We start from the raw sequence: 23765 nt of genomic DNA, 5'->3' as shown, positions 1-23765 counted from the left end.
GGCAAAAACGCTCAGTGTAAATGAGCGACGCGAGCATCGAACAGTCGCGCGTGCTTGCCTACACTTGTTGCATCGAAACGCAAGGACGGTCGCGCCCGGCGGCCGCGGGAGACAGCAGCACCATGGACGAGCTTTACACCGAAGACCAGCGGATGATCCGCGACGCCGCGCGCGCCTTTGCGACCGAGATGCTGGCGCCGAACGCCGCGCAATGGGACCACGACGCACACCTGCCCGATGCGATCGTCGCGCAGCTCGGCGAACTCGGCTTGCTCGGGATGATCGTGCCGCAGGAGCTGGGCGGCTCGTATACGGACTACGTGGCGTACGCGCTGGCGATGGAAGAGGTGGCCGCCGGCGACGCCGCCTGCGCGACGATGATGAGCGTGCACAACTCCGTCGGCTGCGGGCCGATCCTCGGCTTCGGCACGCCTGCTCAGAAAGATCGCTGGCTGGCCGACATGGCGGCGGGCCGCGTGATCGGCGCATTCTGCCTGACCGAGCCGCAGGCCGGCTCCGAGGCGAACAACCTGCGCACGCGTGCGGAACTGCGCGACGGCAAATGGGTGCTGAACGGCGCCAAGCAGTTCGTGACCAACGGCCAGCGCGCCGGCGTCGCGATCGTTTTTGCCATGACCGATCCGGAGGCCGGCAAGCGCGGCATTTCCGCGTTCCTGGTGCCGACCGACACGCCGGGCTTCATCGTCGGCAAGCCCGAGAAGAAGATGGGCATCCGCGCGTCGGATACGTGCCCGATCACGTTCGAGAACTGCGCGATTCCGGAAGAGAACCTGCTCGGCAATCGCGGCGAAGGGCTGAAGATCGCGCTGTCGAACCTCGAAGGCGGCCGCATCGGCATCGCCGCGCAGGCGCTCGGCATCGCGCGCGCCGCGTTCGACAAGGCGCGCCGCTATGCGGGCGAGCGCGTGCAGTTCGGCAAGCCGATCGCCGAGCATCAGGCGATCCAGCAAAAGCTCGCCGACATGGCCGTGCAGATCAATGCCGCGCGCCTGCTCGTGCATCACGCGGCGAAGCTGCGCACGGCCGGGCTGCCGTGCCTGTCGGAAGCGTCGCAGGCGAAGCTGTTCGCATCCGAGATGGCCGAGCGCGTGTGTTCGGACGCGATCCAGATCCACGGCGGCTACGGTTACCTGGTCGATTACGAAGTCGAGCGTCATTACCGCGACGCGCGCATCACGCAGATTTACGAAGGCACCAGCGAAGTGCAGCGGATGGTGATCGCGCGGCAGCTTTGAGCCGCGACGATCGCGCCGACGACAACGTCACGCAGGGCACGAGGGCAGCGCGGTGAACGCGGCACGCAACGACGTGACCGTGCGCCGCGCAACAGGGGATCGGGCATGGGCTGCCGCGCATGCGCCGGTCGACCGCGAGGCATGGAGACTTGCCGCGGCACGGAGGCATGCGTAAGGGCTGAAGCGCTTATGCAAACCGCGCACGGCATGGGGGCCACGTAAGCGCTAAAGCGCTAACGTGGGCCGACCGCGCAAGGCATGGGGTCCACGTAAGCGCTAAAGCGCTAACGTGGACCGACAGGAGACTAACGATGACGGTACAGGCATTCCTGAACGCACGCGACTTTCTGCTGCGCCATCGCACCGACTACGAAACCGCATACCGCGATTTCGAATGGCCGGTGCTCGAGACGTTCAACTGGGCGCTCGACTACTTCGACCCGATGGCGCGCGGCAACGACCAGCCCGCGCTGTGGATCGTCGACGCGGCGACCGGCACCGGCGACCCGTATTCGTTCGCGCAGATGTCCGAGCGTTCGTCGCGGATCGCGAACTGGCTGCGCGCGATCGGCGTCGTGCGCGGCGACCGGATCCTGCTGATGCTGCCGAACCGTGTCGAACTGTGGGACGCGATGCTCGCCGCGATGAAGCTCGGCGCGATCGTGCTGCCTGCCACCACGCAACTGTCGCCCGACGACGTGCGCGACCGCGTGCAGATCGGCGGCGCGAAATACGCGATCGTCGACGAAAACGAAACCGCGAAATTCGAACAGCCCGACCTCGGCCTCGCGCAGAAGATCGTCGCGGGCGCGCCGCGCGCGGGCTGGCTCGCGATGAACGACGGCTACGCGGCGAGCGCGGCTTTCGAGCCGGATGCCGTCACGCACGCGAACGATCCGATGCTGCTGTACTTCACGTCGGGCACGACGTCCAAGCCGAAGCTCGTCGAACACACGCACCGCACCTATCCGGTCGGCCACCTGTCGACGATGTACTGGGTCGGCCTGCAGCCGGGCGACATCCACTGGAACATCAGCTCGCCGGGCTGGGCGAAGCACGCATGGAGCTGCTTCTTCGCGCCGTGGAACGCACAGGCGTGCGTGTTCGCATTCAACTACACGCGCTTCGAGCCGAAGGTCGTGCTCGATGCGCTCGTCAAATACCAGGTGACCACGCTGTGCGCGCCGCCGACCGTGTGGCGCATGCTCGTGCAGCAGCCGCTCGCGTCGTTCGACGTGAAGCTGCGCGAGATCGTCGGCGCGGGCGAGCCGCTCAATCCCGAGATCATCGAGCGCGTGAAGAAGGCATGGAACATCGCGATCCGCGACGGCTACGGCCAGACCGAGACGACCTGCCTGATCGGCAACTCGCCGGGCCAGCCGGTCGTCGCGGGCTCGATGGGCCGGCCGCTGCCCGGCTACCGGATCGAACTGCTCGACCCGGACGGCGCGCCGGTGACCGAAGGCGAAGTCGCGCTGCCGATCGGCGCCGACGTCACGCGCCCGGTCGGGCTGATGACCGGCTATGCGAACAACCCGGACGCGACGGCCTATGCGATGCGCGACGGCCATTACCGCACGTCGGACATCGCGATGCGTCGCGACGACGGCTACTACGTGTATATCGGCCGCGCGGACGACGTGTTCAAGTCGTCCGACTACCGGCTGAGCCCGTTCGAACTCGAAAGCGTGCTGATCGAGCATCCGGCGATCGCCGAGGCGGCCGTCGTGCCGAGCCCCGACCCGGTGCGGCTGTCGGTGCCGAAGACCTTCATCACGCTGCGGCAGGGCTATGAAGAAAGCCCCGCGCTCGCGCTGGAGATCTTCCGTTTCTCGCGCGAGAAACTCGCGCCGTACAAGCGCATCCGCCGCCTGCAGTTCGCCGACCTGCCGAAGACGATCTCGGGGAAGATCCGCCGCGTCGAGTTGCGCCGCCGCGAGATCGAGCGCGGTGACGATGCGAGCGCGCGCATGCCCGGCGAATACTGGGAAGAGGATTTCGCCGCCGACCTGAAGTGACGTGACCGCGGGCCGCGCGCGCCGCGTGACGCGGCCGCCGCCCGTAGCCGAATTGAACCGGCCGCGCGGCGATAGCGCGCTTCGCGGCCTTCTGCAAGGAGATGGGATCGATGAACGCGATTTCGAAAGACGTGCCGACGGTCAAGCTGCTGATCGACGGTGCTTTCGTCGAGTCCGCCACGAACGAGTGGCGCGACATCGTCAACCCGGCGACGCAGCAGGTGCTCGCGCGCGTGCCGTTCGCAACCGTCGCGGAAGTCGACGCGGCCGTGCAGGCCGCGCACGCCGCGTTCGCGACGTGGAAGAACACGCCGATCGCCGCGCGCATGCGCATCATGCTGAAGTTCCAGGATCTCGTGCGCTCGAACCAGCAGCGCATTGCAAAAACGCTGACGGCCGAGCAGGGCAAGACGATTCCCGATGCCGAAGGCGACATCTTCCGCGGCCTCGAAGTGGTCGAGCACGCGTGCTCGATCGGGTCGCTGCAGCTCGGCGAATTCGCCGAGAACGTCGCGGGCGGCGTCGACACCTACACGCTGCGCCAGCCGCTCGGCGTGTGCGCGGGCATCACGCCGTTCAACTTCCCCGCGATGATCCCGCTGTGGATGTTCCCGATGGCGATCGTGTGCGGCAACACGTTCGTGCTGAAGCCGTCGGAGCAGGACCCGATGACGACGATGGAGCTCGTCGAACTCGCGATCGAGGCCGGCGTGCCGAAAGGTGTCCTGAACGTCGTGCACGGCGGCAAGGAAGTCGTCGACGCGATCTGCACGCATCCGCTTGTGAAGGCGATCTCGTTCGTCGGTTCGACGGCGGTCGGCACGCACGTGTACAACCTCGGCAGCGCGCACGGCAAGCGCGTGCAGTCGATGATGGGCGCGAAGAACCATGCGGTCGTGCTGCCCGACGCGAATCGCGAGCAGGCGATCAACGCGCTCGTCGGCGCGGGCTTCGGCGCGGCCGGCCAGCGCTGCATGGCGACGTCGGTCGCGGTGCTGGTGGGCAACGCGCGCGACTGGCTGCCGGACATCGTCGAGAAGGCGAAGGCACTGAAGGTCAACGCGGGCGCGGAAGCGGGCACCGATGTCGGGCCGGTCGTGTCGAAGGCCGCGAAGGAGCGCATCCTGTCGCTGATCGACGCGGGCGTGAAGGAAGGCGCGAAGCTCGAACTCGACGGCCGCGACGTGAAGGTGAGCGGCTACGAGCACGGCAACTTCGTCGGCCCGACGATCTTCTCCGGCGTGAAGACCGACATGTCGATCTATACGCACGAAATCTTCGGGCCGGTGCTGGTCGTGATGGAAGCCGACACGCTCGACGACGCGATCGCGCTCGTCAACGCGAACCCGTTCGGCAACGGCGTGGGCCTCTTCACGCAGAGCGGCGCGGCCGCGCGCAAGTTCCAGAGCGAGATCGACGTCGGCCAGGTCGGCATCAACATCCCGATCCCGGTACCCGTGCCGTTCTTCAGCTTTACCGGTTCGCGCGGCTCGAAGCTCGGCGACCTCGGCCCGTACGGCAAGCAGGTCGTGCAGTTCTACACGCAGACCAAGACGGTCACCGCGCGCTGGTTCGACGACGACGCGACGGCCGGCCCCGTGAACACGACGATCCGGCTGCATTGAGCGGCGGAGGGCACCAACATGAAAATCGGATTTATCGGCCTCGGCCACATGGGCGCGCCGATGGCGCTGAACCTGCTGAAAGCCGGCCATGACGTGCACGCGTTCGACCTGAGTGCCGATGCACTGCGCGCGCTGCAGGATGCCGGCGCGCAGGTGGCCGCGTCGCCGCGCGACGCGGCGTCGGGCGCGACGTTCATCATCACGATGCTGCCGGCCGCCCCGCACGTGCGCTCGGTGCTGTCCGGCGAGAACGGCGTGCTCGCCGGCCTCGGCGCGGGCGCGACCGTGATCGATTCGAGCACCATCGATCCGGCGAGCGCGCAGGCGTTCGGCGCGCTGGTGCGCGAGCACGGCGGCGCGTTCGTCGATGCGCCCGTGTCGGGCGGCACAGGCGGCGCGGCGGCCGGCACGCTGACCTTCATGGTCGGCGGCAGCGACGCGGATTTCGAGCGCGTGAAGCCGGTGCTCGCCGGCATGGGCAAAAACATCGTCCACTGCGGCGCGACGGGCATGGGGCAGGTCGCGAAGGTCTGCAACAACCTCGTGCTCGGCATTTCGATGGCGGCCGTGTCGGAGGCGATGTCGCTCGGCGTCGCGCTCGGCATCGACCCGAAGGTGCTGGCCGGCATCGTCAACACGTCGACGGGCCGCTGCTGGAGTTCGGACACCTACAACCCGTATCCGGGCGTGATCGACACCGCGCCGTCGTCGCGCGGCTACTCGGGCGGCTTCGGCACCGACCTGATGCTGAAGGATCTCGGCCTCGCGAACGACGCGGCGAAGCAGGCACGCCAGCCCGTCTATCTCGGCGCGCTCGCGCAGCAGCTGTACCAGACGATGAGCAGCCGCGGCGACGGCCAGCTCGATTTCTCGGCGGTGATCCGCCTGTATCAACCGGCAACGAAGAAGGACGCGTAATGATCGAACTGGACTACGTCGACGACGGCGCGATCGCGTGCGCGACGCTCAAGCGTCCGCCCGCGAACGCCTTTACCGCCGACGGGATGCGGCAGTTGCAGGCGAGCGTCGCCGAACTGAATGCGAACCCGCGCGTGCGCGCGCTCGTGATCACCGGCGACGGCCCGAAGTTCTTCAGCGCGGGCGCCGATCTCAACACGTTCGCCGAAGGCGACCGCGCGGTCGCGCGTGCGATGGCGTCGAGCTTCGGTGCGGCGTTCGAGGCGCTGCACGATGCGCGCGTCGTGACGATCGCGGCGATCAACGGCTATGCGATGGGCGGCGGGCTGGAGTGCGCGCTCGCGTGCGACCTGCGGATCGCCGAGACGCATGCGCAGATGGCGCTGCCCGAGCCGTCGGTCGGCTTGCTGCCGTGCGGGCTCGGCACGCAGACGCTGCCCTGGCTCGTCGGCGAAGGCTGGGCGAAGAAGATCATCCTGACCGGCGCGCGCGTCGATGCGGCCACCGCGCTGCGCATCGGCCTCGTCGAGGACGTCGTGGCGTCGGGCGCGTCGCGCGATGCCGCGCTGGCGCTCGCACGCAACGTCGTGCGGCAGAGCCCGCATGCGGTCGCATACAGCAAGGATCTGATCGGCCTCGCGCGCCGCGGCGTGCCGCGCAGCGCGGCGCTCGCGGTCGAGCGCGAGCGTTTCGTCGACCTGTTCGACACGAACGATCCGCGCGAAGGCGTGGCCGCGTTCCTCGGCAAGCGCGCGCCGCAGTGGCACACCGAGGGGGAGTCGCAACGATGAGCACGCCGGTGACGAACCCCGATACGTTCGCGGCGCACGCGCCCGAGGTGCTGTTCCGCGTGGTGAATCGCGTGGCGTTGATTACGCTGAACCGGCCGGCCGCGCTCAACGCGCTGTCGTACCCGATGATCGGCGAGCTGGCCGCGCACCTCGAGCGCTGCCGCGACGACGACCGGATCGTCGCGGTCGTGCTGCGCGGCGCGGGGGAAAAGGGCTTCTGCGCGGGCGGCGACGTGCGTGCGCTGTACCGGATGGTCGCGCAGCGCGAAACCTGGCTGCCGTTCTTCGTCGACGAATACCGGCTCGACTACGCGATTCATACGTTCCCGAAGCCGGTCGTCGCGCTGATGGACGGCGTGACGATGGGCGGCGGCATGGGTCTCGCGCAGGGCGCGGCGCTGCGCGTCGCGACCGAGCGCAGCAAGATCGCGATGCCGGAGACGCGCATCGGCCTCGTGCCCGACGTCGGCGCGACACATTTCCTGTCGCGCATGCCGGTCGAACTCGAACTGTACGTGGGGCTGACCGGCGCGATGCTGTCGGGCGCCGACGCGCTGACCGCAAAGCTCGCGGATCTATGCGTGCCGTCCGCGTGGCTCGACACGTTCGAGACGCGTATCGAGAGCGTCAGGTGGGAGGGCGACGCGTTGCCGTTGCTGCGCAAGGTGTTCGAGCCGCCGTGCAACGTCGTGCCGCATGCGGCGCTCGACAGCCAGATGCCGTGGATCGTGCGTCACTTCGACAAGCGCTCGACCGTCGAGCGGATCGTCGCGACGCTGACGCAGGATCTCGCCCGCGAGGACCTGTCGCGCGAGCATCGCCAATGGCTGCAGGCGACGCTCGATGCGCTCACCGGCCACTCGCCGACGATGTTGTCCGTGACCCGCGAGGCGTTGCTGCGCGGCCGCCAGATGACGCTGGCCGAATCGTTCCGGATGGAACTCGGCATCGTCGCGCGCGCGATCGAGGAGGGCGACTTCTGCGAAGGCGTGCGCGCGCATCTCGTCGACAAGGATCGCAAGCCGCGCTGGGCGCCCGCGTCGCTCGTCGAGCTGCGCGCCGAACGCGTGCGGCATTTCCTGACGTCGCCGTGGAAGCTGTTTGCGCATCCGCTGGCCGATCTCGGCGCGGCGTGATGCCCCCCCGGCGCGCCGCGCGGCGCGTCGGTTTGCACGCGTCCCGTCACGCTTCGTCGGGACGCTCGATCATTGGCGGCACTGCCTGCGCGAGCGCGTCGATCACGCAGCGCGTCTTGCGCGGCAGGTAGCGCGTCTTCGGCCAGATCGCGTGAATGTCGCCTTCGCAGACGAAGCAGCGATCGAGCACGACAACCATCTCGCCGCGCTTCACGTATTGATCGAGCAGCCAGCTCGGCAGCCACGCGATCCCGAACCCCGATGCGCCGGCTGCCGCGATCGCCTGCACGTCGTCGAAACTGAGCTGGTGCGGCATGTCGATGCGGACCGTCGAGCCGTCCGGCGCGCGCAAGTCCCACGGTTGAGTGACGCCCGAGCGTGAATACGCGATCGTCCGGTGGTTTTTCAGATCGTCGAGCGTCTTCGGCGTCCCGTAGCGTGCGAGATACGACGGCGCCGCGCCGAGGCTGCCGTACTGCGTGCCGAGCCGCCGCACCGCGAGGCTCGTGCTGTCCGCGAGCGTGCCGATCCGCACCGCGAGGTCGATGCCTTCCTCGACGAGATCGACGAAACGGTCGGTGATCGACACGTCGATCCGCAGATGCGGATAGGTGCGCGCGATGTCGAGCACGATCGGCGTCACGCAATGGTGCCCGAACGCGAGCGGCACGCTCAGGCGCAGCTTGCCGCGGGGTTCGTTGCGGCCGCAGTCGAGGTCGGCCTCGGCCGCTTCCAGTTCCGCGAGCGCACGCACGCAGCGGTCGTAGTACGCCTGGCCGTCGTCGGTCAGGCTCTGGCTGCGCGTCGTGCGCTGCAGCAGCCGCGCGCCGAGCCGCTTCTCGAGCCGCGCGATTGCCTTGCCGACGGCCGAACGCGTCATGTCGAGCCGCTCCGCGGCGAGCGCGAAACTGCCCGATTCCACTACCTGGACGAAGGTCGTCACGCCGTCGAGTCTGTCGGTCATCGGAAGGTTGGATGATTGAGTCCTGTAGTTCCCCAGTCTGGAGAAATGTGTGCGTCAATGGGGATGGAAATTCTCACTATAGTACCGATTCCCGTTCAGCGTGCGTTGCCGGCCGCGCGCGGCGAACCCTTCTCACTGGAGGCGCGCGGCCCGTTGCCGGGCCGCCGCGCAATACGCATGACGCTATCCGACTCCCGCAGGAATGCGGTCGCGCTCGCGGCCGTCTGTCTCACGTCGCTGATGTTCGGCCTCGAAATCTCGAGCGTGCCGGTGATCCTGCCGACGCTCGAACACGTGCTGCATGGCGATTTCAACGGCATGCAGTGGATCATGAATGCGTACACGATCGCGTGCACGACCGTGCTGATGGCGGCCGGCACGCTCGCCGACCGGTTCGGCCGCAAGCGCGTGTACGTGGCGGGCACCGTGCTGTTCGGCGCGACGTCGCTGCTGTGCGGGTTCGCGCCGAACGTGCCGGTGCTCGTCGCCGGCCGGCTGCTGCAGGGCGCGAGCGGCGGCGCGATGCTGATCTGCCAGATCGCGGTGCTGTCGCACCAGTTCCGCGAAGGCCGCGAGCGCGGCCGTGCGTTCGGGATCTGGGGCATCGTGTTCGGCATCGGGCTCGGCTTCGGGCCGATCGTCGGCGGCGCGATCGTCGCGCTCGCAAGCTGGCCGTGGGTGTTCCTCGTCCATGCGCCGCTCGCGGCGATTGCGCTCGTGCTGATCGGCGGCGCGGTGCAGGAGTCGCGCGATCCGCACGCGGGCACGCTCGACGTGGCGGGCATCGTCACGCTGTCGCTCGCGGTGTTCGGCCTCGCGTTCTATATCACGCAGAGCGCCGAACTCGGGCTGACGAGCGCGGCCGGCCTCGGCGTGCTCGTCGCGACCGTGCTGGCGCTCGCGGGCTTCTTCGTCGCGGAGCGCGCCAGCGCGCGGCCGATGTTCGATTTCTCCGTGTTTCGGATTCGCGCGTTCACGGGCGCGATCTTCGGGTCGATGGGAATGAACTTCAGTTTCTGGCCGTTCATGATCTACCTGCCCATCTGGTTCCAGGTCGCGCTCGGCTACGACAGCGTGACGGCCGGCCTCGCGTTGCTCGCGTATACGTTGCCGACGCTGGTCGCGCCGCCGTTCGGCGAACGGCTCGCGCTGCGCTTCGGGCCGGGCGTCGTGATCCCGGGCGGGCTGTTCACGATCGCCGCGGGTTTCGCGCTGATGCGGATCGGCAGCGCGGCCGATCATGCGAGCTGGATCACGATGCTGCCCGGCTGCGTGATCGCCGGCATCGGGCTCGGGCTCACGAACACGCCCGTCACCAACACGACGACGGGCGCGGTGCCGAGCGCGCGGGCCGGGATGGCGTCGGGCATCGACATGAGCGCGCGGATGATCTCGCTCGCGCTGAACATCGCGACGATGGGCTTCGTGCTGGTCGCGGGGATCGTCGCGAGCCTGAAGGCCGGTGCGGCCGGCACGATCGGCGATGCGGCGCTGCGCCGGCTCGCGCAGGAAATCGCATCCGGCCGCACCGACGGGCTGCACGAGATCGCACCGGCGCTCGCGCAGGCCGACCCGACCGGCGCGGCGCTGCATGCGGCGCTCGTGCACGGGTTCGGCTGGGTGATGGTGTACGGCGCGGTGGGGGTGGCCGTGCTCGCCACCGCGAGCGCGGTGGCGTTCGCGCCCGCGCGGCGCGGGGCGCCCGTGTGCGAATGAGGCAGGGCGTGACCGGTGCGGCCGGCGCGGTGCGCGCGCCGGTCAGGACATCCCGCCGCCGAGTGCGCGGTACAGCGTCATCCGGTTGTTGCGCCGGTCCAGCCGCGTCTGCTCGTCGGCGCTTTGCACGTCCCGCAGCAGCCGCTGCTGATCGAGCCACGGCTGCACGGCCGTCGCGCCGGCCGCGAACCGCGCGGCGGCGAGCCGCTCGGCGCGCTGCGCGTCGGCCAGCGACAGCGCGCGCTGTTCGGCCTCGCGTTCGAGCGGCGTCAAGGTTGCGATCGGTCGAAGCGGTGAGAGAAGGCGCTTGCGTGCGTGGCGGCCTGCGTCACCGCTGCGCGGCAACGAGCGCCATCATCGGCCGGTCGCATTCCTCTTCGAGTGCGGGCATCGCATCGACCTGCGCCTGCGTCGGCCCCCATTCGTCGAGGTGCATCAGCGTGAAGCCGCTGCCGATCAGCAGGTTCACGAGCGTGCCGAGCGTGCGGTGCTGCTTGACGACGCCCGGTGCGAGCCAGTCGGTCACGCGTTCGCCTTCGCGCTGATAGCCGTCGAGCGGCCAGGACCGGTTGCCCTGCGCATCGACGACGAAGCCGGGCCGGCGCGGCGCCGTGTAGACAGGATGCTCGATCGAGAACACGAGCCGGCCGCCGGGCACGAGCGCGTGATGGATCGTGCGCAGCAGCGTGTCGAGGCGGGCGACATAGTGGAACGCGAGCGAGCTGTACGCGAGATCGAACGCGGCGCGCGGCAACGCGAGTGCTTCGAGATCGTCGCGGCGGTACGTGATGGCCGGGTGCGCGGCGGTCGATGCCGCGCGTTCGAGCATGCGCTCGGACACGTCGATGCCGAGCACGCTTGCCGCGCCCTGTTCGGCCGCCCAGCGGCTGAACCAGCCGTAGCCGCAGCCGAGGTCGAGCACGTGGCGGCCCGGCAGATCGGGCAGCAGCGCACGCAAGGCCGGCCATTCGGGCGCGCCGTCGAGGCCGTGGATCGAGCGGTTCAGGCGGCTGTAGCCTTCGAAAAAGGCCGGGTCGTCGTAAATGTTCTGCGTCATGCGTCAGGCCTCGTGCGAGCAGGGTGCGCGGTGCCGCGCACGCGATTCCGCGAGCTTACGCGCGCGGCGCGCCCGCGTCGATCCGGCGTTGCGTGTCGGCGTCGACGATGTCGCGGATCGCGCTGAACAGCGGGACGGCGTCGGTGTAGCGTCGGCCGTAGCCGAGATTGAACGCGTAGTCGAAATCGGGCGGATTGCGGCCCTGGTTGTGCTGGAGAATCGTCTCCAGCTTGTCGAGCGCCTTCGCCGCGCGTGCCTCCGGCGACGCGGCCGCATCGTATTCGTCCCACAGCGCGACGATCTCGTCGCGCAGCGCGGGATCGAGCGGCGCGGTGAGCGTCAGCAGGTCGTCGCGTTCGTGTGCGCTCTTGTCGGGATGTGCGTCCTGTTCGATCGCGGGGATGTCGCCGTGCAGCGCCTCGCCGAGATCGTGGACGACGCACAGCTTCAGCAGCTTCAGCGTGTCGATGCCGGGCAGCGCGTCCGCGAACACGAGCGCCATCAGGCACAGCCGCCAGCTGTGCTCGGCCGTGCTTTCCGCGCGCCCGGCCGACGTGTGGCCGCTGCGCAGCACGTCCTTCAGGCGTTCGGCTTCGCGCAGGAAAGCGAGCCGCGCGTGGATCGTATCGGGGTTCATGTTCGGTGTCCTTGCGATGAGCCGACCAGCGTAATCCGGCTCGCCGCGGTTCGTCCACGCATGAAATATGCGTGGCTTAAGCGGACGGGGGCGTTGTCGGCATTATTTGCGTGGCGCGCCGCAGCCAGCATGCGGTTCATCGTGGCGCGCCGGCGATCACGCATCGTGGAGCGTCTCCACGAGCCGTGCGGCCGAGCCGTCCGACAGTGTCATCCGCGTCCACCGGCACAGGCTGCCGCGGATCGGCACGACGCGCGACGCATTCGCACCGGTGTCGAATTCGACGCTCGGCGGCCCGGCATGATCGCGCCAGCCGAGCGTGTCGAGCGCGGCTTCCATGCGGATGATCTGCGGGCTCGCGTAGCGCCAAAGCGACGTGCCGAGCAGCATCGGCAGCGGTTGCGAGAATTCGGCCGCGCGCGCCGGCGACGCAGCGAGCAGGCGGTGCGTGAGGTCGCACACGAGGTGCATGCGGCCCGCGCTGCCCGCGACGAGCCGCGCGAGCGCGCGGTCGCCCGCGGAATCGAGGCGGGCGGCGAGCAGCCGCTCGGCCGTCGCGCGCTCGTCGGGCGACATCTGCTGGCGGCCGGCTTCCCAGCGCGAGATCGTTGATTGCGCGACGCCGAACAGCTGCGCTGCGTGGCTTTGCTTGATGCGGTGCAGCGCGCGCCAGCGCTTGAGTTGCGGGCCGAGCGCGGACGGATGAGGCGAGGGGTCGCGCATGTCGATGCTCCTCTATCCGGCGCCGGCCGGATGCATGACGGGCAGGGCGGGTCTAGAACCCGGCGAGCGGCCGGTCCTTGAGCGAAAAATACGCGACCGGCAGCAGCAGGACCCCGCCGAGCACCAGCACGCCGTCGGCCGCCACGGTGACCGGCGTGGCCAGGATCCGGAGCCCCTTCGCGAAGGCGGACGGCGCTTCGTCGATGACGACCGTATAGCGCTCGTTGAATGCTTGCGCGGTGCCGTCCGGTTTCAGCGTGAAGCCCTCGGCGGAATAGCGCTTGCCGACGACGTTGCCTTCGAGTTCGATCCGTTTGTGCGACGCGTTGAAGCCGTCGGCGATTGCCGCCTGACGCGCGTCGTCCGGCGCATCCTTCGACAGAACGGTGTCGTACTGGCCGGTCACGTCGCCGCCGTCGACGCGGAAGCGGCTGAACGACGTGTGCAGCGATGTGCGATAGCGGGCCGTCAGCACCGGGCGCAGCGTGTCCGGCAGATCGAAGATGTAGTGATAGCGTTCGCCCAGCACGACCAGCTTCTTGCCGTCTTTCGTGATCATGAAAGCGGAAACGTGCTCGATGTAGGTTTCGTCGCGGTTTTCGTAGAGCGCCGGCGTGAAACAGCCCGACAGCGCGAGGCTGCTCGCGGCGATGCCGGCGGCCAGCAGGCGCCGGCGCGTGATCGATAGACTCATTCGTTGTTGTCCCGTCTGGTGCGGTTCGGTTCAGTTCAGTGGCTTGCGCCCTCGGAAGCCGGATTCTCGCGTATCCGCTGCGTGTTGTCGAACGGGAAATCCGCCACGGCAGCGGCCGGTCCCGGTCGTCGCCCCGCCGCCGACGTTTTCGTCACGCTTTCAACCGTCTCCTCCATATCTTATTATTTGGCCGGTGCGGACGCGTACCGGCCGCCATCGGTCATGCCGACGCATGACGCGCCGGTATGAATTGCCGCCTTTCGGCCTGAGCGTCGCGCGACGCGCGGTTGAAACGACAGGAAAGCGCGTGGCCGGCGCGTTTCACGAAAAATCACGAGAGGGCGCGATGGTACGACTGGTCTTGCTGCTGCTGGGCATCGAATACCTGCGCACCCGCTGGCGCGGGCTGACCGTGCTGGGCTGGGTATGGGTGGCCGCCGGCATCGTGATCTTCGTCGATGCGCTCGACGGCGCGCTGCACTTTCCGATCCAGATCTTTGCGTGGCTGTTCCTGATCGAAGGGCTTGCGACGCTCACGGTGGCCGGCAGCGGCGTCGGCGGGCAGCGCATCCTGCGCTACGTGAAGGGGATTGCGGTCGTGGTCGCCGCCGGCCTCGTGTTCGCCGGACATCATCACGGCCATTTCCTGCTGTCGATGATCTTCGGCACGCTGTTCCTCGTCGACGGCCTGCTGCAGTGCACCGCCGCGTGGATGGTGCGTTATCGCCGCTGGAACGTCGCATTTGCATGGGGCGTCGTCGAGATCCTGCTGGCGATCTTCTTCTATCAGCCGTACCCGACGCACTATGTGGGCACCGTGCCGTACTGCCTCGGCCTGCTGCTGATGTTCGGCGGGATGCACATGCTGAGCCTCGCCGCGCGGGTGCGGCGGCTGACGCGCAATCCGGCGTTCGTGACGTCGCCGGCGCCGGCGCTCGCGCCGGACGTCGACGATGCGCGCGGCCTGCCGCATTTCACGCAATCCGAATGGGACGGCCCGCCGGCCGACGGCGAGCATGCGCTGACCGTGCACGTGTGGACGCCGACCGGCACGTCGAAGGCTGAAGCGCAGCACTATCCGGTGATCGACCGCTACATCGCGGCGGTGGACGTCAACGGCGTGATCTCGACCGGGCACGCGGCGCTGGAGTCGCCGGAGGGCGTCTATATCAGCCTCTATCCGGGCGTCGAAATCGATCGTTCTCCGGACGAATTCACGCGCATCCTGCGCGCCACCCGCGAAAACGACGTGCCGGGCCTGTTCCAGCCCGACTACGCGACCGAGTCGAACGCGTGGTGCCCGTCGACCGTGCGCGTGCGCATCCGCAACTACGATCCGGCGAAGCTGGACGCGTTCTGGACGTCGTACCGGCAGGACACGACGTACAACCTCACGCACCGCAACTGCTCGAGCACCGTGTCGAACGCGCTCGAAGCCGCGCTCGACGGTGCGGTGTGGCGGCTCAAGGGCGCGCGTGCCGGATGGGGCGCGTTCGTGCGGCTGCTGCTCACGCCCGAGCTGTGGGTCGCCGCGCAGATCCGCAAGCGTGCGGTGACGATGGCATGGACGCCCGGGCTCACGCTCGACTATGCGCGCGCACTCAGCATGCTCGCCGATCCGCGGCCGTTCGCGTGGTGGAAGGTCGCGCGTTCGGCGGTGAAGGCGATCATGGCGTCGCGCCGCACGTGGCGCGAACAGGACAACGCGGCGCTGTCGCCCGGCGGATCGGAGGCGGCGTCGATGAAGTGATTGCGTGCCGCCGGACGAGGGCCCGGTGTCACGGCGGCCGCCATCGCGCGGCCCGGCGATGTTGCCCCTCTGCAAGCCCCCACGAATGCGAACAACAATGAACAAGACGAGAGCAATCCACATCCTGATTCCCGCCGCGCTGGCGCTGACGAGCGCCGGTTTCGCGCAGGCGAGCGCGGACGAAGTGCCGCGCATGAGCAACGACGTGTACCGCACGTCGGTATCGTTCTGCTCGAACGTCGCGGCGGCGGAGAAGATCGAGTGCCAGGGCGACATGATCGCCGCGGGCAGCCGGATCGTCGCGGCGCTCGGCGGCCTGCCGCCGGCCTCCGCCGCGGCGATCGACGAAGGCGCGCGCAACAAGCTGCCGCCGGCGGAGCGCAAAGGGCTCGCGCCCGTCGAGCCCGGTGCGATCGACAAGGACGACGACGTCGCCGGTCTCGCCGGCATGGTGCGCCTGTGCGACGTCTACGAATCCGAACCGGCATCGCGCGCGCGGCATCACGCGGCGTTGAAGCAGCAGGCGCCGGACGCCGCACCGCGTGTCGAGGCGTTGCTGTCCGATGCGTCGACGGCGGCGCGCCGGCGCGTCAGTATCGGCGTGTGGCAGATCCTCGCGCTCGAAGGCCCCGAATCGGCCGCGCGCGCATGCACGCAGCTGGGCGCCGGGTCGTGAGCGACGGCGGGCCGGGCGCGTGCGCGAATCGGTTGCCCGCGAGCCGGTGCGGATAGGGCGACGCCCGTGGCGCTGCCGAATGGTCAGTCGCTCGCGATCGTGGCCGGGCTGACCCGTACCGGCTTGCCCGGCGTGCGGGCGCCCACGGAGCACTGCGCTGCGTCGCGCACGCGTGCTTGGTGCGCGTGCGACAGCGGCCCGTCGCAAATTATTTCGTCCACCTTCACATTCGTGCCATGTTGCGTCGGCAACAATCGCGGACGGACATTCGACAATCTTGCGGCGCATCCCGCGACCGCAAGCCTTTTCCGAGGAAACGCCATGCTCAAGACGCTCGCCCGCGCCGTTGCCGCACTCGCCGTCGCTTCCGCATCGCTGCACGCCGCCGCGCAGACCAGCTACGACTACCTGTTGCTCGCCGCATCGTGGGAGCCCGGCTTCTGCGCGTCGCACGACACGCCCGAATGCACGAACCTCGCCGGCACGTATGCTGCGACGAGCCTGTCGCTGCACGGCCTGTGGCCGAACAACTACGACGGCAACCAGCCGTTCTACTGCGGCGTGCCGCAGAACGACATCGACCTCGACAATGCGCACCAGTGGTGCAGCATGGACGCCTACCCGATCAGCAGCGCGACCCGCAACACGCTGTCGACGTACATGCCGGGCGTCGCGTCGTGCCTCGACAAGCACGAGTGGTTCAAGCACGGGACCTGCTCGAACTCGGCGACGCCCGATGCGTACTGGAACCAGGCGTCCGGCATGATCAGCCGGCTCGGCAACACGTCGTTCAACGCGTTCCTGCAGGCGAACGCAGGCAAGACGGTCACGCGTAACCAGCTGCTGTCGGCCTTCGAAGGCGCGTTCGGCAGCAATACGCGCAGCGCGGTGTCGCTGAAGTGCACGAAGACGAATGGCGTCAGCTACTTCACCGAAGCATGGATCGCGGTGAAGACCAATGCGGCCGCGCAGTTCCCGAGCGCAGCATCGCTCGTGACGGACGGCAATACGCAGGGCACGTGCCCGACGTCGGGCGTGTATATCGCGAAGTAAGGGGACGACGGCGGGGGCGTGCGCGGCAACGCGCCCGTCGTCGCCCGTCGTGGCTTCGGCTTGATGCGTGAGCACGGCAGCCGAGCGGTTCCGGTGCGTCAGGCGGGGGCTCTCGGCTGTCGGCTATGGCGGGCAGCGGATGTCGCGGCACCGCTCGATGCGACATTTGTGACGCGCTGCTGGCTGATGCCGGTCGAGGGCCGGTATCGTCGTTACCGTCGGCGGCGCGCACCGTGCACCGGACCATCGACCTCGTTAGCCGAGCAGACGCAACGCATCGTCGAGCGACAGCACCGTCGTGCGCGATTCGAACGCGGTCGAGAACAGATGCTCGTGAACCACCGGGTCCGGGTCGTAGCAGCAATCCTCGACGGTGTACAGGCGGAAGTCCGCGTCGCTCGCGTGGGCGATCGACGACAGCATCACGCCCGTCGACGCGATGCCGACCATGATCAGCGAATCGATGCCTTGCTCGACCAGCCGCGTTTGCAGATCGGTGCCGAAGAACACGCTGGCGCGGTGTGCAATGATCAGCGGTTCTTCGGGCAGCTGCCCCAGCTCCGGGCACGTACCGTCGTCGATGAACAGGCCGAGCTGCTTGATGCCCTGGCCGTTCTTGTTGCGCGGGCTGACTTCCGGATAGCCGGGGCTGAACCGGAGATTCGCGAACCAGACGCCGATACCGCTTGCCCGTGCCGCGTCGCAGAGCCGGCGCGTATTGGCGAGCAAGCCGGGCGCGACCGACGGAAAGAGGCCGAGGATGTCGGTCTGGTAATGCATGACGAGCAGCGCGGTGCTCGACGGCACGATGGCGGGAAACGGCGCGGATGCGCTGCCGCCCGGATTCGCGCGGGGTGTCGTAGCGATATCCGGTGTGTCTGGGCGAGTCATGAATGAAGGTCTCCGGTAGCCGGCGGGGAATGTCAGCGTCCCCGATTTGTACCGGAAAATCAGGGCGGCTGCCGAGGCGATTTTCGTAGGGGTGGTTTGCCGTGGTGTGCGCCCGCGATCGTCACGCCGGGGGCCCGTTCTTGCATTGCCGGCAATATACTGGCGATTGCTTCGTCGGCTGTCTGTCGGTGCGGCGTGACGCCGGCTTTGACGGGCGGCTCCGCTCAGGTGTCACTACGTGACTGCTGCTTTCGCGCAATCAGCGCCCGGAAGCGGCAATGCCCGGCGCGATGCAATCCCCTGTCACGATGTATCCACAAGAGCGACACGTCATGCCGGTTACCGGATTCAGTCACTACAACCTGCGGGCGGATCGGGCGACACTCGACGCGCTTCGCGATTTCTACGTCGACATCGTCGGGCTGCACGAAGGGTTTCGTCCGCCGTTCAATAGCTTCGGGTATTGGCTGTATGCGGGCACGCAGGCGGTGCTGCATCTGTCGGAAGCGCGGCCGGGCGAGTCGCGCCCGTCAAGCGTCGCCAATACGTTCGATCACGTTGCGTTTTCCTGCACGGACGCCGAAGCGACGGCGCGTCATCTGACCGACGCGAACGTGCCATTCACAAGCACGCATGTTCCGCTCACCGGCCAGGTACAGATGTTCTTCCGCGATCCGGCGGGTAATGGCGTCGAGTTGAATTTCGCGCAAGACGCGTGAGCGCACCGGGCATTTGTCGATCGGCCGCCTGCCGCGCGCGACGCCCGGGCGTGCAACAGGCACGCACCGAGCCCCTTACCGGGCTGCCACGATCACATGTGCCTGAATCTTGCCGCTCACCGGGCCTTCGCCATGGCGGCTGGCTATCAACTCCGCAGCACGATCCGCGGCGAGCTGAAGCAATTCCGTGTCGCGCGCCTCGATTTCGTTTCGCAGCGGCGTTCCGAGGCAATAAGCGGTGGCCACATCGCGTGCCGACGGTGCGCAACTCACTTTCGCCCGCGTCTCGACTTCGATGTGCGCGAACCCGGCGCGCGCCAGATCCTCCCGGATTCGAGCAACGTCGTGATAGCCGTGCGGCGTTCGGGCGAGGAATCTTGGCGGGTCGCGCGGAAATAACGCGGCGACGGCGTGGGTGACGTCGTCGGCAAAGGCGTTTTCTTCGATGCGGTCCCAGACACTGAAGACAAAACGGCCGCCCGGTTTCAGCACGCGGCGTGCCTCGGCGTAGCCGGCGATTCGGTCGGGAAAAAACATCGCGCCGAACTGGCAGCAAACGACGTCGAATGACGCGTCCTCGAAGGGCAGGTCGAGCGCATCCGCCTGCCTCCATTCGATACGGTTGTCGGCACCCTGCCTGGCGGCGGCATAGTCAAGCATCGGTTGGTTGAGATCGGTCACCACGTAGCGCGCGCCAATCCGGAGTTTTGGCGCCAGCGCCCGCGTGACCGCGCCGCTGCCGGCCGCCGTTTCAAGCACCGAGCCGGGCGAAGAGGCCGCGACGAGCTCCGCCATGTCGGCGGCATAGGCGTCGAAGATCAGCGGGACCATCAGCGTGTCGTAGGACTTCGGGATCGAGCCCGCGAACACCTTGTCGTGCTCAGTCATGGTGCCTCCTTGGAATCACGTCGTGACACCCTTTATTACCCATTTTAGGGCGGCTCGGGTCAAGCCGACGCGTCTTTTGGCTGCCGAGGCATGGGCGGCCAAGATTCATGGGGGGCCATGCGTGCCGGTTCTGTCAATACCGTCTGGCGCTCTTTCCCAGACTGCTTGGACGGTTGCAGTGTCGCCATGACTGGACTGCGAATGGCTGCCAGCTTTGAGCTTGCGGATTCGGCCATCCGCAGCCCACTCATCAACGATGTCGCGCTGACAAATGGATGTCGTTTTGATGTATTGCAGCGGTCGTTCACTAGACGGAGCGAACCGGGCTCGCTTTAGAATCCAGAAAGGATGGTTTGCCAAGCCAACTAGCTGACGGTGAGAAAAAAGAGACACCATGAAGAGACGACGCATTCTGAAGGGTGTTGCCGCCCTGCCTTTCCTCTCAACCACCACGATTTTTGCAGACGTGATTCCAGCAGTGGCTGAAACAGGCCGCGTTCGGCCTGGCGATCCTGAGTGGCCGGAAACGGAGGAATGGGAGGCGCTGAGTCGCGCAGTTGGTGGAAATTTGTTGCGACCAACGACGATCTGGGAGACTTGTGCGCAGGCGCCCCATACGCCCGACTGTCTCGCTCGCCTGGGGGAAGCGCGAAACCCGATCGCGCTCGGTGACGATCCTGGCGGCACGCAGATATCAGGATGGCTCGACGGATGGACACCCCGCTCGAGCGCTTACGCTCTGGCGGCCCGTTCTACTGCCGACGTGGTTGCGGGCATCAATTTCGTGCGCCAACACAATTTGCGTCTCGTGGTGAAAGGAGGAGGGTACAGTTACCTGGGCGGTTCGAACGCGCCGGATTCCCTTTTGATCTGGACACGCGCGATGAACCGCATCGAGCTACACGATGCATTCGTTCCCTTGGGCGCTTCGATGCCTCCCGCGCCGGCTGTGACTGTAGCGGCCGGCTGCATGTGGATCGACGTCTACACGGCCGTCACCACTGAGGCTGGGCGATACGTCCAAGGCGGCGGTTGTGCGAGCGTGGGGGTGGCCGGCCTCGTCCAGGGCGGCGGTTTCGGATCGTTCTCGAAGCGTTACGGATTGGCAGCCGCGAGCCTGCTCCAGGCCGAGATCGTCACCGCTGACGGCGTTGTCCGCACGGTCAACGCATCGCGGGAGCCCGACCTGTTCTGGGCGCTGAAAGGCGGAGGTGGCGGCAGTTTCGGTGTGGTGACCAAGATCACTTTGCAGACCCACGATCTGCCTGAGCACTTTGGTTGGGCTGCGTTCACGGTCAAGGCGTCATCGCGTGAGGCTTACCGGCGGCTGGTTGAACGACTCGTTGACCACTATGCTGAAAACCTGTTCAACCCCCAATGGGGCGAGCAGCTCGTTTTTCACGGCAACGAAGTCCACGTGTCGATGGTGTGTCAGGGCCTCGACGACGGACAGGCCAAATCGGTCTGGGCGCCTTTCATCGATTGGGTACGAGCCTCACCAGCAGATTTCGCGTTCAACGACGAACCTCGGATCGGTGCCGGTCCCGCACGCCGCTGGTGGGATCCTAAGGCCAACCCGGATCTGGTGCCCGACCCACGAGACGGCGCGCCCACCCAGCACGTTTGGTGGCGAGGCGATGGAGACGAGGCCTCCCTGTTTCTGTACGGCTACGAGTCACAATGGCTGCCCGCGACGCTTCTCGAACCGACGCAGCGCGGTCGGTTTGCCGGGACGCTCGTGGAGGCCGCCCAATTTCATGCCGTGGAACTGCACGTCAACAAAGGACTCGCGGGTGCACCTGCGGAGGTGAACGAACACGCACGTCAGTGCGCCATGAATCCCAAAGTCGCCGATGCGTTCGCCTTAATGATTGTGGCTGCGGGCGGGCCTCCGCCGTTTGCAGGTCTCCCGATCACGCAGCCTGACATGACAGAGGCATATGGCCAAGCCGAGCATGTGGTTAAAGCTGCGGCTGTTCTTAGAGCGTTGTCACCACAAAGCGGCTCCTATCTTTCGGAAACAAATTTTTTCCGTGGAGATTGGCGCGAAGCGTTTTGGGGGGCGAATTATGCGAGGCTGAAAGCGATCAAGAATCGCTACGACCCCGAGGGGTTCTTTTTCGTCCATCACGGGGTCGGCAGCGAGGACTGGAGCGCCGACGGCTTTACGCCGGTGCGGTCGTGACTGTCGGGATATTCCTTCATTGACTTGGGGTGGTCGTGTGTCGTCCATCCGGACCACAAAGCGCTACGGAGCGATTGTGGCCGAATGCCGAATTTTTCACCGAATGAGGCGATGTTCGCCTGCCGCCGTTGCGCCAAGTGGGGTCCCCATAACCTCCAATGCGTCAAAAAATCGACCTTCCCGAATAAGTCGTCAACCACTCCAGCGCCAGCGTCCCCGCCAGCGAATTCCCGTTCGCATCGAGCCCCGGCGCCCACACGCACACGGCCATCTCGCCGGGCAGCACCGCGACGATCCCGCCGCCGACACCGCTCTTCGCGGGCAACCCCACGCGATACACGAAATCGCCGGCCGCATCGTAGGTGCCGCAGGTCAGCATCAGCGCGGACAGCCGCTTCGCGGAACTCGAATCGACGATCCGCTCGCCGGTCACCGGCGCGACGCCGCCGTTCGCGAGGAACAATGCGGCGCGCGCAAGCTCGACGCAGTTCATCGTGATCGCGCACTGGCGGCAATACGCATCGATCACCGTGTCGGGCGGCATCTGCATGTTGCCGAAGCTCGCCATGAAGTGCGCCATCGCGCGGTTGCGCTCCGCGTGCTGCAGCTCCGACTGCGCGACGCGCGAATCGTAGTCGATGTCGTTCGAGCCGATCAGCCGCCTGACGAATTCGACGAGCGCCGTCTCGGCCTGCACGAAGCGGCGGCACAGCACGTCGGTGACGACCAGCGCGCCGGCGTTGATGAACGGGTTGCGCGGCTTGCCGCGCTCGCTTTCCAGCTGGACCAGCGAGTTGAACGCGTTGCCGGACGGCTCGCGGCCCACCCGTTCCCACAGTTCGTCGCCCAGCAACTGGAACGCGAGCGTGCACGCGAACAGCTTCGAGATGCTCTGGATCGAGAAGCGCTCGTGCGCGTCACCGACCGTGAAAACGTTTCCGTCAAGCGTGACGACGGCCATCCCGAACTTGTCGGCGGGCACTTTCGCGAGCTCGGGAATGTAGTCGGCAACCCGCCCCTGGCCGATCCAGGGGGTGAGTTCGGTATGGATGCGTTCGAGGATCGTCTGGTAATTCATCAAGTCAGGCGGGCAGGTGAGTAGCCCGAATTCTGGCGAGCCCGTATGGAACCGTCCCGCCACCATTTCGTCAAGCTCGACCGACATCGCGCCCTTATTTTCAAGACCTCTGAACAGGCAATCGGCGGGCGCAGTATCATGCGGTACGTTTCGGCCGATGGCCGGCGTCCGGCACCGGCCGGCGCCGCCGCGGCCTCCTCGATGATCCGACCGTTGCCCATGTCTTTTCGCATCCTGCTCGTCGAAGACGACACCCGCCTGTCCACGCTGATCGCCGGCTACCTGCGCAAGAACGACTATGAAGTCGACACTGTGCTGCATGGTGACGCCGCGGTGCCGGCGATCCTGTCCATTCGTCCCGATCTCGTCATTCTCGACGTGAACCTGCCGGGCAAGGACGGCTTCGAAATCTGCCGCGAGGCGCGCAAGCAGTACGACGGCGTGATCATCATGGTGACGGCCCGCGACGAGCCGTTCGACGAACTGCTCGGCCTCGAATTCGGCGCGGACGACTACGTGCACAAGCCGGTCGAACCGCGCATCCTGCTCGCGCGGATCAAGGCCCAGCTGCGCCGCGCGCCCGCGCGCGTGGCCGAGAGCACCGCGCCGCAGCCCGAGCGCTATGCGTTCGGCAAGTTCTCGATCGACCGCACCGACCGCTCCGTCGTGCTGCCCGACGGCAGCACGCCCGACCTGACGTCGGCCGAATTCGACCTGCTGTGGGCGCTGGTGTGCCATGCGGGCGAAGTCGTCAGCCGCGACGACCTGATGCTGCAGTTGCGCGGCGTCGAATTCGACGGGCTCGACCGCACGATCGACGGGCGCATCTCGAAGCTGCGTCGCAAGCTGCGCGACGACGCGAGCAACCCGCAGCGGATCAAGACGATCCGCAGCAAGGGTTATCAATTCAGCAAGCACGCGTGGGAATGACCCGGCCGTCGTGCGACGCCGTCACGTTCCGCGCGGGCCTTTCACCCGCCGGCCGGGAGC

General features: G+C 67.3%; 21 protein-coding genes and 1 pseudogene. 13 read left to right on the top strand and 9 right to left on the bottom strand.

What is annotated here, in order from left to right; all coding sequences use genetic code 11:
- The first annotated feature begins 122 nt into the window (after window positions 1–122).
- The 6 genes from WJ16_RS29465 (at window position 123) to WJ16_RS29440 (ending at window position 7744) form a co-directional block, all read left to right on the top strand.
- Entirely contained in the window at window positions 123–1256 is a 1134-nt protein-coding gene (locus WJ16_RS29465) for an acyl-CoA dehydrogenase family protein (protein WP_027789617.1), read from the top strand.
- Between the two features lie 311 nt (window positions 1257–1567).
- Complete coding sequence (locus tag WJ16_RS29460) at window positions 1568–3274, top strand: AMP-binding protein (RefSeq protein WP_069260504.1); 1707 nt, start codon at window positions 1568–1570, stop codon at window positions 3272–3274.
- Window positions 3275–3375: 101 nt separating this feature from the next.
- Complete coding sequence (locus WJ16_RS29455) at window positions 3376–4899, top strand: CoA-acylating methylmalonate-semialdehyde dehydrogenase (RefSeq protein WP_157126881.1); 1524 nt, start codon at window positions 3376–3378, stop codon at window positions 4897–4899.
- An 18-nt stretch (window positions 4900–4917) separates the two neighbouring features.
- Window positions 4918–5817 carry a 3-hydroxyisobutyrate dehydrogenase gene (gene mmsB, locus WJ16_RS29450; RefSeq protein ID WP_069260503.1) on the top strand — a complete coding sequence of 300 codons (900 nt, stop codon included), beginning with the start codon at window positions 4918–4920 and terminating at the stop codon, window positions 5815–5817.
- Window positions 5817–6608 (top strand): enoyl-CoA hydratase, encoded by a 792-nt coding sequence (locus WJ16_RS29445; protein ID WP_069260502.1) that lies wholly within the window; start codon window positions 5817–5819, stop codon window positions 6606–6608. The genes mmsB and WJ16_RS29445 overlap by 1 nt, the downstream gene beginning before the upstream one ends.
- The gene (locus WJ16_RS29440) at window positions 6605–7744 is read left to right on the top strand and encodes an enoyl-CoA hydratase/isomerase family protein (RefSeq protein ID WP_069260501.1); all 1140 of its coding nucleotides are present in this window, start codon (window positions 6605–6607) and stop codon (window positions 7742–7744) included. Before WJ16_RS29445 ends, WJ16_RS29440 begins: the two co-directional genes overlap by 4 nt.
- Before the next feature lie 46 nt (window positions 7745–7790).
- On the opposite strand, the gene WJ16_RS29435 is transcribed toward WJ16_RS29440, so the two are convergent.
- Window positions 7791–8708, bottom strand: coding sequence for a LysR family transcriptional regulator (locus tag WJ16_RS29435; protein ID WP_069260500.1), 918 nt, complete (start codon window positions 8706–8708; stop codon window positions 7791–7793).
- A 177-nt stretch (window positions 8709–8885) separates the two neighbouring features.
- Here WJ16_RS29435 and WJ16_RS29430 point away from each other — a divergent pair, with 177 nt between their 5' ends.
- Window positions 8886–10424 (top strand): MFS transporter, encoded by a 1539-nt coding sequence (locus tag WJ16_RS29430; RefSeq protein WP_069261212.1) that lies wholly within the window; start codon window positions 8886–8888, stop codon window positions 10422–10424.
- 42 nt (window positions 10425–10466) lie between these two features.
- Here WJ16_RS29430 and WJ16_RS29425 read toward each other — a convergent pair.
- The 5 genes and pseudogenes from WJ16_RS29425 to WJ16_RS29405 form a co-directional block, all read right to left on the bottom strand.
- Window positions 10467–10688: pseudogene (locus tag WJ16_RS29425) on the bottom strand (efflux transporter outer membrane subunit); the annotation flags it as partial.
- Window positions 10689–10752: 64 nt separating this feature from the next.
- A complete protein-coding gene (locus WJ16_RS29420; protein WP_069260498.1) occupies window positions 10753–11481 on the bottom strand; it encodes a class I SAM-dependent methyltransferase in 729 nt (242 codons plus the stop codon).
- A gap of 55 nt (window positions 11482–11536) precedes the next feature.
- Window positions 11537–12118: an HD domain-containing protein gene (locus tag WJ16_RS29415; RefSeq protein ID WP_069260497.1), complete on the bottom strand. Its 582-nt coding sequence runs from the start codon at window positions 12116–12118 to the stop codon at window positions 11537–11539.
- Between the two features lie 156 nt (window positions 12119–12274).
- On the bottom strand, window positions 12275–12841 hold the full coding sequence (locus WJ16_RS29410) for a helix-turn-helix domain-containing protein (RefSeq protein WP_069260496.1): 567 nt from the start codon (window positions 12839–12841) through the stop codon (window positions 12275–12277).
- A gap of 52 nt (window positions 12842–12893) precedes the next feature.
- Window positions 12894–13535 (bottom strand): hypothetical protein, encoded by a 642-nt coding sequence (locus WJ16_RS29405; RefSeq protein ID WP_069260495.1) that lies wholly within the window; start codon window positions 13533–13535, stop codon window positions 12894–12896.
- 346 nt (window positions 13536–13881) lie between these two features.
- Between WJ16_RS29405 and WJ16_RS29400 the strand changes: the two genes are divergently transcribed.
- From WJ16_RS29400 to WJ16_RS29390, 3 genes are all read left to right on the top strand, one after another.
- On the top strand, window positions 13882–15285 hold the full coding sequence (locus WJ16_RS29400) for an HdeD family acid-resistance protein (RefSeq protein WP_069260494.1): 1404 nt from the start codon (window positions 13882–13884) through the stop codon (window positions 15283–15285).
- A 97-nt stretch (window positions 15286–15382) separates the two neighbouring features.
- The gene (locus WJ16_RS29395; RefSeq protein ID WP_069260493.1) at window positions 15383–15961 is read left to right on the top strand and encodes a hypothetical protein; all 579 of its coding nucleotides are present in this window, start codon (window positions 15383–15385) and stop codon (window positions 15959–15961) included.
- A gap of 321 nt (window positions 15962–16282) precedes the next feature.
- Entirely contained in the window at window positions 16283–17014 is a 732-nt protein-coding gene (locus tag WJ16_RS29390) for a ribonuclease T2 (RefSeq protein ID WP_069260492.1), read from the top strand.
- 255 nt (window positions 17015–17269) lie between these two features.
- On the opposite strand, the gene WJ16_RS29385 is transcribed toward WJ16_RS29390, so the two are convergent.
- Window positions 17270–17905, bottom strand: a complete 636-nt coding sequence (locus WJ16_RS29385) for a cysteine hydrolase family protein (protein ID WP_157126880.1) — start codon at window positions 17903–17905, stop codon at window positions 17270–17272.
- Between the two features lie 332 nt (window positions 17906–18237).
- On the opposite strand from WJ16_RS29385, the gene WJ16_RS29380 reads away from it, so the two are divergent.
- On the top strand, window positions 18238–18624 hold the full coding sequence (locus WJ16_RS29380; protein WP_069260491.1) for a VOC family protein: 387 nt from the start codon (window positions 18238–18240) through the stop codon (window positions 18622–18624).
- 75 nt (window positions 18625–18699) lie between these two features.
- Here the strand turns inward: WJ16_RS29380 and WJ16_RS29375 are convergent, their stop codons facing one another.
- A complete protein-coding gene (locus WJ16_RS29375) occupies window positions 18700–19512 on the bottom strand; it encodes a class I SAM-dependent methyltransferase (RefSeq protein ID WP_069260490.1) in 813 nt (270 codons plus the stop codon).
- A gap of 394 nt (window positions 19513–19906) precedes the next feature.
- On the opposite strand from WJ16_RS29375, the gene WJ16_RS29370 reads away from it, so the two are divergent.
- Complete coding sequence (locus tag WJ16_RS29370; protein ID WP_069260489.1) at window positions 19907–21697, top strand: FAD-binding oxidoreductase; 1791 nt, start codon at window positions 19907–19909, stop codon at window positions 21695–21697.
- 163 nt (window positions 21698–21860) lie between these two features.
- On the opposite strand, the gene WJ16_RS29365 is transcribed toward WJ16_RS29370, so the two are convergent.
- Window positions 21861–22775 (bottom strand): glutaminase, encoded by a 915-nt coding sequence (locus WJ16_RS29365; protein ID WP_069260488.1) that lies wholly within the window; start codon window positions 22773–22775, stop codon window positions 21861–21863.
- A gap of 219 nt (window positions 22776–22994) precedes the next feature.
- Between WJ16_RS29365 and WJ16_RS29360 the strand changes: the two genes are divergently transcribed.
- Entirely contained in the window at window positions 22995–23705 is a 711-nt protein-coding gene (locus WJ16_RS29360) for a response regulator (RefSeq protein WP_069260487.1), read from the top strand.
- The last annotated feature ends 60 nt before the right edge of the window (window positions 23706–23765 follow it).

Source organism: Burkholderia metallica (assembly GCF_001718555.1).
Classification (GTDB): Bacteria; Pseudomonadota; Gammaproteobacteria; order Burkholderiales; family Burkholderiaceae; genus Burkholderia; species Burkholderia metallica.
This window is presented reverse-complemented; position numbering and strand designations above follow the sequence as displayed.

Coding starts and splice junctions, on each gene's coding strand:
- WJ16_RS29465 (WP_027789617.1), top strand. CDS start 123: ATGGACGAGCTTTACACCGAAGACCAGCGGATGATCCGCGACGCCGCG.
- WJ16_RS29455 (WP_157126881.1), top strand. CDS start 3,376: ATGGGATCGATGAACGCGATTTCGAAAGACGTGCCGACGGTCAAGCTG.
- WJ16_RS29395 (WP_069260493.1), top strand. CDS start 15,383: ATGAACAAGACGAGAGCAATCCACATCCTGATTCCCGCCGCGCTGGCG.
- WJ16_RS29415 (WP_069260497.1), bottom strand. CDS start 12,118: ATGAACCCCGATACGATCCACGCGCGGCTCGCTTTCCTGCGCGAAGCC.
- WJ16_RS29435 (WP_069260500.1), bottom strand. CDS start 8,708: ATGACCGACAGACTCGACGGCGTGACGACCTTCGTCCAGGTAGTGGAA.
- WJ16_RS29365 (WP_069260488.1), bottom strand. CDS start 22,775: ATGAATTACCAGACGATCCTCGAACGCATCCATACCGAACTCACCCCC.
- WJ16_RS29410 (WP_069260496.1), bottom strand. CDS start 12,841: ATGCGCGACCCCTCGCCTCATCCGTCCGCGCTCGGCCCGCAACTCAAG.
- WJ16_RS29375 (WP_069260490.1), bottom strand. CDS start 19,512: ATGACTGAGCACGACAAGGTGTTCGCGGGCTCGATCCCGAAGTCCTAC.
- WJ16_RS29405 (WP_069260495.1), bottom strand. CDS start 13,535: ATGAGTCTATCGATCACGCGCCGGCGCCTGCTGGCCGCCGGCATCGCC.
- WJ16_RS29420 (WP_069260498.1), bottom strand. CDS start 11,481: ATGACGCAGAACATTTACGACGACCCGGCCTTTTTCGAAGGCTACAGC.
- WJ16_RS29370 (WP_069260489.1), top strand. CDS start 19,907: ATGAAGAGACGACGCATTCTGAAGGGTGTTGCCGCCCTGCCTTTCCTC.
- WJ16_RS29380 (WP_069260491.1), top strand. CDS start 18,238: ATGCCGGTTACCGGATTCAGTCACTACAACCTGCGGGCGGATCGGGCG.
- WJ16_RS29390 (WP_069260492.1), top strand. CDS start 16,283: ATGCTCAAGACGCTCGCCCGCGCCGTTGCCGCACTCGCCGTCGCTTCC.
- WJ16_RS29440 (WP_069260501.1), top strand. CDS start 6,605: ATGAGCACGCCGGTGACGAACCCCGATACGTTCGCGGCGCACGCGCCC.
- WJ16_RS29360 (WP_069260487.1), top strand. CDS start 22,995: ATGTCTTTTCGCATCCTGCTCGTCGAAGACGACACCCGCCTGTCCACG.
- WJ16_RS29385 (WP_157126880.1), bottom strand. CDS start 17,905: ATGACTCGCCCAGACACACCGGATATCGCTACGACACCCCGCGCGAAT.
- mmsB (WP_069260503.1), top strand. CDS start 4,918: ATGAAAATCGGATTTATCGGCCTCGGCCACATGGGCGCGCCGATGGCG.
- WJ16_RS29400 (WP_069260494.1), top strand. CDS start 13,882: ATGGTACGACTGGTCTTGCTGCTGCTGGGCATCGAATACCTGCGCACC.
- WJ16_RS29445 (WP_069260502.1), top strand. CDS start 5,817: ATGATCGAACTGGACTACGTCGACGACGGCGCGATCGCGTGCGCGACG.
- WJ16_RS29460 (WP_069260504.1), top strand. CDS start 1,568: ATGACGGTACAGGCATTCCTGAACGCACGCGACTTTCTGCTGCGCCAT.
- WJ16_RS29430 (WP_069261212.1), top strand. CDS start 8,886: ATGACGCTATCCGACTCCCGCAGGAATGCGGTCGCGCTCGCGGCCGTC.